This window comes from Geodermatophilus sp. YIM 151500, from assembly GCF_025716945.1.
Classification (GTDB): Bacteria; Actinomycetota; Actinomycetes; order Mycobacteriales; family Geodermatophilaceae; genus YIM-151500.
Genome location: NZ_JAOVZT010000026.1, coordinates 1 through 8,041 on the forward strand (window position 1 = coordinate 1; position 8,041 = coordinate 8,041).

Sequence of the window (8,041 nt, forward strand, 5' to 3'; positions counted from 1 at the left end):
GGCCGGTGCGGGGCCCGTCCGGGGCCGGTGCGGGGCCCGTCCGGGGCCGGTGCGGGGCCCGTCCGGGCCGGTGCGGGCCGGTCCGGCGCCCGTCCGAGGCCGTTCCGTGTGCCGACCGTGCGACGTCCGTGTTGCGGCCGTGTGACGCCTGCCGGCCGCGTCGCAGGGCCCCGCCGGCACGGGTTAGATAGGTCTGCATGTGCGGCCTCTGCGGCGAGATCACCTTCGACGGCACGATGGCGGACACGACCGCCGTCGCGCGGATGGTCGACTGCCTGGTGCCCCGCGGGCCGGACGGTCAGGGGGCGTTCGGCGCCGGGCGGGTCGCCTTCGGGCACCGCCGGCTGTCGGTGATCGACCTCTCCCCCGCCGGGTCCCAGCCGATGGTCGACAACGAGCTGGGCATCACCGCGGTCTTCAACGGGTGCATCTACGACTACCAGGAGCTGCGCGCCGAGCTCGAGCGGCACGGCTACCGGTTCTTCTCCACCAGCGACACCGAGGTGATCATCAAGGGCTACCACCACTGGGGCCCGGACGTCGTCTCGCACCTGCACGGCATGTTCGCGTTCGTGCTGTACGAGCGCGACACCGGCCGGGTGGTCATGGCCCGCGACCGGCTGGGCATCAAGCCGCTCTACCTCGCCGAGACGCCGGGGCGGCTCCGGTTCGCGTCCACGCTGCCCGCACTCCTGCGCGCCGGTGACGTCGACGCGAGCATCGACCCGGTCGCGCTGCACCACTACCTCAGCTGGCACGCCGTCGTCCCCGCGCCGCGGACGATCGTCAACGGCGTCCGGAAGCTGCCCCCGGCGACCTACCGGGTGATCGAGGCCGACGGCCGGACGACCGAGACGCGCTACTGGCGGCCGGCCTACGAGCGGCGGCCCGAGCACGCCGGGTGGTCGGAGCGCGACTGGGAGGACGCGATCGAGGAGGCGCTGCGGGTCGCCGTCCGGCGGCGGCTGGTCGCCGACATCCCGGTCGGCGTGCTGCTGTCCGGCGGCCTGGACTCCAGCCTCATCGTCGGGCTGCTGGCCGAGGAGGGGCAGACCGGGCTGGCCACGTTCAGCATCGGCTTCGAGGCGGTCGGCGGTCGGGAGGGCGACGAGTTCCGCTACTCCGACGTCATCGCCGAGCGCTACGCCACCGACCACCACCGGATCCGGGTCTCCTCCGACGAGCTGGCCGCCGCGCTGGGCCACGCCATCGGGGCCATGGCCGAGCCGATGGTCAGCCACGACGCGGTGGCCTTCGACCTGCTCAGCGAACGGGTCAGCCAGAGCATCCGGGTGGTGCAGTCCGGGCAGGGCGCCGACGAGGTGTTCGCCGGCTACCACTGGTACCCGCCGCTGGCCGGGGTCGGCCGCGACGCCGCCGTCGGGACCTACGCGGCGGCCTTCTTCGACCGCGACTCCGCGGCGATGAGGGAGGTGGTCGCCGACCGGTACGCCCTGGACGACGACCCGAGCCTGGGTTTCGTCCGCGAGCACATGACCGCGCCGGGCGCGGAGACGGCCGTGGACGCCGCCCTGCGCCTGGACACCGAGGTGATGCTCGTCGACGACCCGGTCAAGCGGGTCGACAACATGAGCATGGCGTGGGGCCTGGAGGCGCGGGTGCCCTTCCTCGACCACGACCTGGTCGAGCTGGCCGCCGCCTGCCCGCCGGAGCTCAAGCTGGCCGAGGGCGGCAAGGGCGTGGTCAAGCGGATCGGCCGGCGGATCATCCCGCCCGAGGTCATCGACCGACCCAAGGGCTACTTCCCGGTGCCGGCCATCACCCACCTCGAGGGCAAGGTGCTCGACCTGGTGCGCGACGCGCTGTCCAGCGAGCCGGCCCGCGCGCGCGGGCTGTTCCGGCCGGAGTACGTGCAGCAGCTGCTCGGCGACCCGAACGGGGAGCTCACCCCGCTGCGCGGCAACAAGCTGTGGCAGCTCGGTCTGCTGGAGCTGTGGCTGCAGACCCACGGGAGATGAGGGCACCACCGTGACGACACGCGTGGCCGGGCACCGCCGCCGCAGCACCCCGACCATCACCAGCCGGAACTGGAAGCAGCCCTCGCCGCACCAGCTGGAGGGCATGGAGAGCGACGTCGTCCTCGACCTGGGCTGGGGGCGGCTGGTCTTCGGGCAGACCTTCGCCGACCTCCGCGGCATCCTCGACGCGCTGCGCGCCGAGGAGTCCGGACGCCGGGACATCTGCATCTACCCGCGCGATCCGCAGGTGCTGGTCGGGCTGGCCCCCGACGAGCTGTTCATCGACCCGTCGTTCACCTACCGGCTCGCGCTGCACCGCTACCGGCCCCGGCACGAGCTGATCCGCGGGGTCTTCGTCCGCACGGTCACCTCGCTGGCCGAGATGGAGCGGATCAACGAGCTGTACGCGCGCAGCGGGATGGTGACCGGCGACCCGGTCACGATGTGGCGCAACCACCGCACCCGCGCCTTCACCTACCTGGTCGCCGAGGACCGGCGCACCGGGGTGGTGGTGGGCACGGTCACCGGGGTCGACCACGCGCTGGCATTCGGTGACCCGGAGCGCGGCACCAGCCTGTGGTGCCTGGCCGCCGATCCGCAGGACGCGCCGCCGGGCACCGGCGAGGCGCTGGTGCGCGTGCTGGCCGAGCGCTACGTGGCGCGCGGCCGCGCCCACCTCGACCTGTCGGTGATGCACGACAACAAGGCGGCCATCGCCCTGTACCGCAAGCTCGGCTTCAGCCGGGTGCCCGCGGTGTGCGTCAAGCGGAAGAACCCGATCAACATCCCGCTCTTCGCCACCCGGCCGCCGGGCATGGCCGCTCTGAACCCCTACGCGCTGATCATCGCCGAGGAGGCGCTCGAGCGCGGCATCCGAGTGCAGGTCACCGACGCCGAGTGGGGCGAATTGCGGCTCTCGCTCGGCGGTCGCAGCGTGCTGACCCGCGAGTCGCTCTCGGAGTTCACCTCGGCGGTGGCGATGAGCCGCTGCGACGACAAGCGGGTGACCCGGCGGATCATGGAGCGGGCCGGCGTCCGGGTGCCCCGGGGGGCGCTGGCGACCGACGGCGACCTCGAGGCTGCCGCCGTCCTGCTCGACGACGTCGGTTCGGTGGTCGTGAAGCCGGCCCGCGGGGAGCAGGGGCGTGGCATCACCGTGGGCGTCCACGACCGCGCCGGGCTGGAGCGCGGGGTGGCGTTCGCGCTGCAGTTCTGCCCGGAGGTGCTGGTCGAGGAGCTGGTGGCGGGAGACGACCTGCGGGTGGTCGTGATCGACCACGAGGTGGTCGCCGCCGCCGTCCGCCGCCCGGCCGAGGTCGTCGGCGACGGACGGCGTTCGGTGCGCGAACTGGTCCGCTCCACGAGCCGCCGGCGGGAGCGCGCCACCGGCGGCGAGTCGCGGATCCCGCTCGACGACACCACCGCCGAGGTGGTGGCCGATGCCGGGCACGACCTGGACGACGTCATCGACGACGGTGAGCGGCTGCGCGTCCGCCGGACGGCCAACCTGCACACCGGCGGCACGATCGAGGACGTCACCGACCGACTGCACCCGGCCATCGCCGAGGCCGCCGTGCGGGCCAGCCGCGCCATCGGCATCCCGGTGACCGGGCTGGACTTCCTCGTGCCCGACGTCGGGGGGCCCGAGCACGTGTTCATCGAGGCCAACGAGCGCCCCGGGCTGGCCAACCACGAGCCGCAGCCGACCGCCGAGCGGTTCGTCGACCTGCTGTTCCCGGAGACCCGCCGCCGCTGACGCGGCGCGCCGGGATGGCGGCATGATCGGCCGGAGGGACGGCGGAGCGGGGACGACGGTGACCTATCTCCTGGCGGCGCTGGGCGGTGCGCTCGGTGCCCTGGCGCGCTCCGCCGTGGCCGAGGCGCTCCCCCGCTCCTCCGGCGGCTGGCCGTGGGCGACCCTCGCCGTCAACCTCGGCGGCTGTCTCCTCATGGGTGTGCTGCTCGCCGTGCTGGCCGCCCGCGGGCGCGACAGCGCGCGGACACGCGCGTTCTTCGGCACCGGCGTGCTCGGGGGCTTCACCACGTATTCCGCTTTCGCGCTGGAGACGGTGGACCTGGCCCGCGCGGGAGCCCCGCTCACCGCGGCGGGCTACGTGCTGGCGTCCGTCGTCGGCGGGGTGCTGGCGGTCGCGGCGGGCGCACGCCTCCGTGCGGTCCCCGGCGGCCGGGCGCGATGACCCTGCTGGTGCTCGCCGGAGCCGCCGTGGGCGCGCCGTTGCGGCTGCTCGCCGGGCAGCTCGCGGTCCGCCGCGGTCGGGACGCCGCGGCCGGCACCCTCGCGGTCAACGTGGCCGGCAGCGCGCTGCTGGGTGTCGTGCTCGGCGTGGGGAACGCCCCGAGCTGGGTCCTGGCCGCGGTCGGCACCGGGTTCTGCGGCACGCTCACCACGTTCTCGGCCTTCGGCGCGGACGTCGTCCGCCTGGTCGAGGCGCGAACGCTCGCCCGCGCCGTGGGGTACGTGCTGCTCACGCTCGTGCTCGGTCTCGGTGCCGCGGCCGTCGGCTACGTCGTCGCGGGAGCGGCGGTGCGGACCTGACCGGTCCGTCACGGCGGTCGCCCCGACGTGGGGCGGGGTGGGCAGGCGGGCGCCGGTCGGCCTCAGTAGGGTCGGAACCGGCATGGGCGGAATCCAGCAGGACGCGCAGGGGGCGGACAGCCCTGTCGTGGTGGTGGCCAACCGGCTGCCCGTCGACCAGATCACCGAGCCCGACGGAACCACGCGCTGGCAGCGCAGCCCGGGCGGTCTGGTCACCGCGCTCGAGCCGTTCGTGGCCGGCCGCGGCGGGGCCTGGGTCGGCTGGTCGGGGTCGGCCGGCGAGGCGCCCGAGCCCTTCGAGTCCGGGGGCGTGTCGCTGGTCCCGGTGCCGCTCTCGGACGACGAGGTCGACGGCTACTACGAGGGCATGTCCAACGCCTCGCTGTGGCCGCTGTACCACGACGTGGTGGAGAAGCCGGAGTACCACCGGCGCTGGTGGGACACCTACGTGAAGGTCAACCGCCGGTTCGCCGACCGCACCGCCGAGGTGGCCGCCGACGGCGCGATCGTCTGGGTGCACGACTACCAGCTGCAGCTGGTGCCCGCGCTGCTGCGGCAGCGCCGGCCCGACCTCACGGTCGGCTTCTTCTTGCACATCCCGTTCCCGCCGTTCGAGCTGTTCACCCAGCTCCCGTGGCGCTCGGCGATCGTGGAGGGTCTTCTCGGGGCCGACCTCGTCGGCTTCCAACGCCCGTCGGCGGCGGTCAACTTCGTGCAGCTGGCCCGTCGGCTGCACGAGCTGCCGGCCCGGGGCAACGCGATCGAGTACGAGGGCCGCATCGTGACCGCCCGGGCCTTCCCGATCTCCATCGACGTCCGGTCTTTCGACCGGCTGGCCGGCTCCCCGGACGTGGTCGCCCGCGCCGAGGAGATCCGCAAGGAGCTCGGCAACCCCCGGAAGCTCATCCTCGGCGTCGACCGGCTCGACTACACCAAGGGCATCGGGGTGCGCCTGTCGGCCTTCGAGGAGCTGCTGGCCGACGGCGTGCTCGAGGCGCCGGACACGGTCATGGTGCAGGTCGCCACGCCCAGCCGCGAGCGGGTCGAGCACTACGTGCACATGCGGGAGACGATCGAGCAGCAGGTGGGGCACATCAACGGCGTCTACGGGACGATCGGCGGCCCCGCCGTGCACTACTTCAACCAGTCGATGCCGCGCGAGGAGCTCGCCGCCCTCTACCGGGCCGCCGACGTCATGCTGGTGACGCCGTACCGCGACGGCATGAACCTGGTCGCCAAGGAGTACGTGGCCGCCCGTGGCGACCTGGGCGGGGCGCTGGTGCTCTCCGAGTTCGCCGGCGCGGCCGCCGAGCTCAAGCAGGCGTTCCTGGTCAACCCGCACGACATCGCCGGCGTGAAGAACCAGCTGGTGCGCGCCCTGCGCATGGAGCCGGCCGAGGGGGCCCGGCGGATGCGGGCGATGCGGCGGCACCTGATGCGCCACGACCTCGACCACTGGGCGTCGTCCTTCTTCGACGCCCTGCGCGCGCAGGTGTCCGGGGACGGGGCGGAGGGGGCCGCGGGAACGTGACCGGCCTGCCGGAGGACCTCGCGCGCGCGTTGGACGACGTCGCCACCCGTCGTCCGCTCCTGGTGGCCAGCGACTACGACGGCGTCCTCGCGCCCATCGTCGGCGACCCGGCGGCCGCCCGGCCGCAGCCTGGCGTCGCCGAGGCGCTGCAGCGGGTCGCGGCCGCGGACGGCGTCACGGTCGCACTGGTCAGCGGGCGCGGCGTCGACGACCTCCGGACGACGAGCGGCTTCTGCGGCCCGTTCCGGTGGATCGGCAGCCACGGCGCGGAGTTCGACGCACCGCTCGCCGGCGAGCTGGCCGAGCAGCGTGACGCCCTGGGAGAGCTGCTCGCACCGCTGGTCGCCGGGACGCCCGGCGCCCGGCTCGAGGTCAAGCCGGCCAGCGTGGCGGTGCACGTCCGGCAGGTGCCCGACCCCGCCACGGGCACGGCCCTGCTCGAGCGCGTCCGGTCGATGGTCGATCCGTCACTGACGCTCAAGCCCGGCAAGGCCGTGCTCGAGCTGGCGATCACCGACGCGGACAAGGGCGCGTCCCTGCGCCGGCTCCGGACCGAGCTCGGCGCCGCCGCGGCCGTCTACCTCGGCGACGACGTGACCGACGAGGACGGCTTCCGCGCCCTCGAGCCCGGCGACGTGACCGTCAAGGTCGGCGAGGGGGAGACGGTGGCCGCCCACCGCGTCGCCGACCCGGTCGCGGTGCGGGACCTGCTCGAGCACCTGGCCGACCGGCTCGCCCGCCCGCCGCGCTGAGAGGCGTGTCGCGGTCGGCCGCCGGGTGACCGAAGGCCCCGCTCCCGGTCACCGTCCCGCCGCTGTCGACACGCCTGGCGGCGGCCCCGCACGGGTGGGCCGCACCTCGGTCCCGGCCTCGGCGCGGACCTGCGCGGTCGCTGCTCCGGCCGTCGCGCGGAGCGGAGGGCGGAGGCTCCGTGGACGGCGCGGCGCGGCGCGTCGACCGCCCCGCGGCGTCGACACGACGACACGGGGGAACGGCCCGACCCGCTGCTGCGTCACGATGCGACACGGAACTCCCGCGGGCGCGGCGCGCGGTGTCCCGGGTCACCACACTCTCCCGCACGCCACTGGAGGCGCATCCGACCCGTCCCTCTCCCCCTGAAGGGGTCCCCCGTGAACAGCACAGCACCTGCGCCGGCAGGCGGACGGCGGGCGGGTTGGTTCGCCAACCGACCGCTCGTGGCCAAGTTCGGCGTCATGGTCGGCGGCGTGGCCGTCGCCTTCGGCGGCCTCCTCGCCTCGTCACTGGCCGGTGACGCCGCGGCCCACCGGATCAGCGACCGGCTCGCCCACCTCGAGCACGCCTACGGCCTGGTGCTGCAGATCGACACCCGGGCGAGCGAGCTCAAGGTCGACGGCTACAAGGCCGCCGTCCGACCCGACCCGACGGAGCAGCTGCCGGAGCTCGAGGAGGACATCGCGACCCCGGCGGAGCTGCTCGAGGAGCTGGGATCGGTCCCGCTCGAGCCGGCCGAGGTGGCTGCGGTCGACGAGATCGGCACGACGTTCACCGCCTACACCGATGCCATCACGGCCTACGTCGAGGGCGCCATCGTCGACCAGGTCGCCGCCCGCGTGGCCTGGGAGGAGATCCAGGCCGCCAACGACATCACCGACGGGGCCGTCGGCGCGGCCAAGGAGCTGCTGCACGCGGAGACGCTGGCGGCCGAGGCGGAGCTGGCCGCGACGCTCGAGCGGTACCGGACGGTGAGCCTGCTCGTCGCGGGCGCGGGCGTCCTGCTCGTGGCCGTGCTCAGCACGCTCACGGTCCGCTCGATCAGCGGACCGGTGCGCCGGGTGAAGGCGTCGCTGGAGGCGCTCGCGACCGGCGACCTCACTGTGTCGGCCGACGTCCGCTCCACCGACGAGATCGGGCAGATGGCCGCCGCCCTCGAGTCCGCCCAGCATTCCCTGCGTGAGGTGTTGAGCTCGGTGGTGTCCTCGGCGGATGCGGTGG

7 protein-coding genes are annotated in these 8,041 nt (G+C 74.4%); all 7 read left to right on the forward strand.

The features are described 5' to 3' along the window. Nucleotides 1-197: 197 nt before the first annotated feature. Complete coding sequence (locus OF117_RS21815) at nucleotides 198-1,979, forward strand: N-acetylglutaminylglutamine amidotransferase (RefSeq protein WP_263554963.1); 1,782 nt, start codon at nucleotides 198-200, stop codon at nucleotides 1,977-1,979. Between the two features lie 10 nt (nucleotides 1,980-1,989). Then, nucleotides 1,990-3,735 carry an N-acetylglutaminylglutamine synthetase gene (gene ngg, locus OF117_RS21820; protein ID WP_263554964.1) on the forward strand — a complete coding sequence of 582 codons (1,746 nt, stop codon included), beginning with the start codon at nucleotides 1,990-1,992 and terminating at the stop codon, nucleotides 3,733-3,735. A gap of 22 nt (nucleotides 3,736-3,757) precedes the next feature. After that, the gene (gene crcB / locus OF117_RS21825) at nucleotides 3,758-4,177 is read left to right on the forward strand and encodes a fluoride efflux transporter CrcB (RefSeq protein ID WP_263554965.1); all 420 of its coding nucleotides are present in this window, start codon (nucleotides 3,758-3,760) and stop codon (nucleotides 4,175-4,177) included. Next, nucleotides 4,174-4,536 carry a fluoride efflux transporter FluC gene (locus tag OF117_RS21830; protein ID WP_263554966.1) on the forward strand — a complete coding sequence of 121 codons (363 nt, stop codon included), beginning with the start codon at nucleotides 4,174-4,176 and terminating at the stop codon, nucleotides 4,534-4,536. Before crcB ends, OF117_RS21830 begins: the two co-directional genes overlap by 4 nt. Before the next feature lie 82 nt (nucleotides 4,537-4,618). Continuing rightward, nucleotides 4,619-6,067, forward strand: a complete 1,449-nt coding sequence (locus OF117_RS21835; protein ID WP_263554967.1) for a trehalose-6-phosphate synthase — start codon at nucleotides 4,619-4,621, stop codon at nucleotides 6,065-6,067. Beyond that, entirely contained in the window at nucleotides 6,064-6,819 is a 756-nt protein-coding gene (gene otsB, locus OF117_RS21840; RefSeq protein WP_263554968.1) for a trehalose-phosphatase, read from the forward strand. The genes OF117_RS21835 and otsB overlap by 4 nt, the downstream gene beginning before the upstream one ends. A 378-nt stretch (nucleotides 6,820-7,197) precedes the next feature. Next, a partial coding sequence (locus OF117_RS21845; RefSeq protein WP_263554969.1) for a HAMP domain-containing protein occupies nucleotides 7,198-8,041 on the forward strand: 844 nt, incomplete at its 3' end.

Bases quoted from the DNA above. Each gene is read 5' to 3' on its own strand.
- OF117_RS21815 (WP_263554963.1), top strand. From the start codon at position 198: ATGTGCGGCCTCTGCGGCGAGATCACCTTCGACGGCACGATGGCGGAC.
- crcB (WP_263554965.1), top strand. From the start codon at position 3,758: ATGATCGGCCGGAGGGACGGCGGAGCGGGGACGACGGTGACCTATCTC.
- OF117_RS21830 (WP_263554966.1), top strand. From the start codon at position 4,174: ATGACCCTGCTGGTGCTCGCCGGAGCCGCCGTGGGCGCGCCGTTGCGG.
- OF117_RS21835 (WP_263554967.1), top strand. From the start codon at position 4,619: ATGGGCGGAATCCAGCAGGACGCGCAGGGGGCGGACAGCCCTGTCGTG.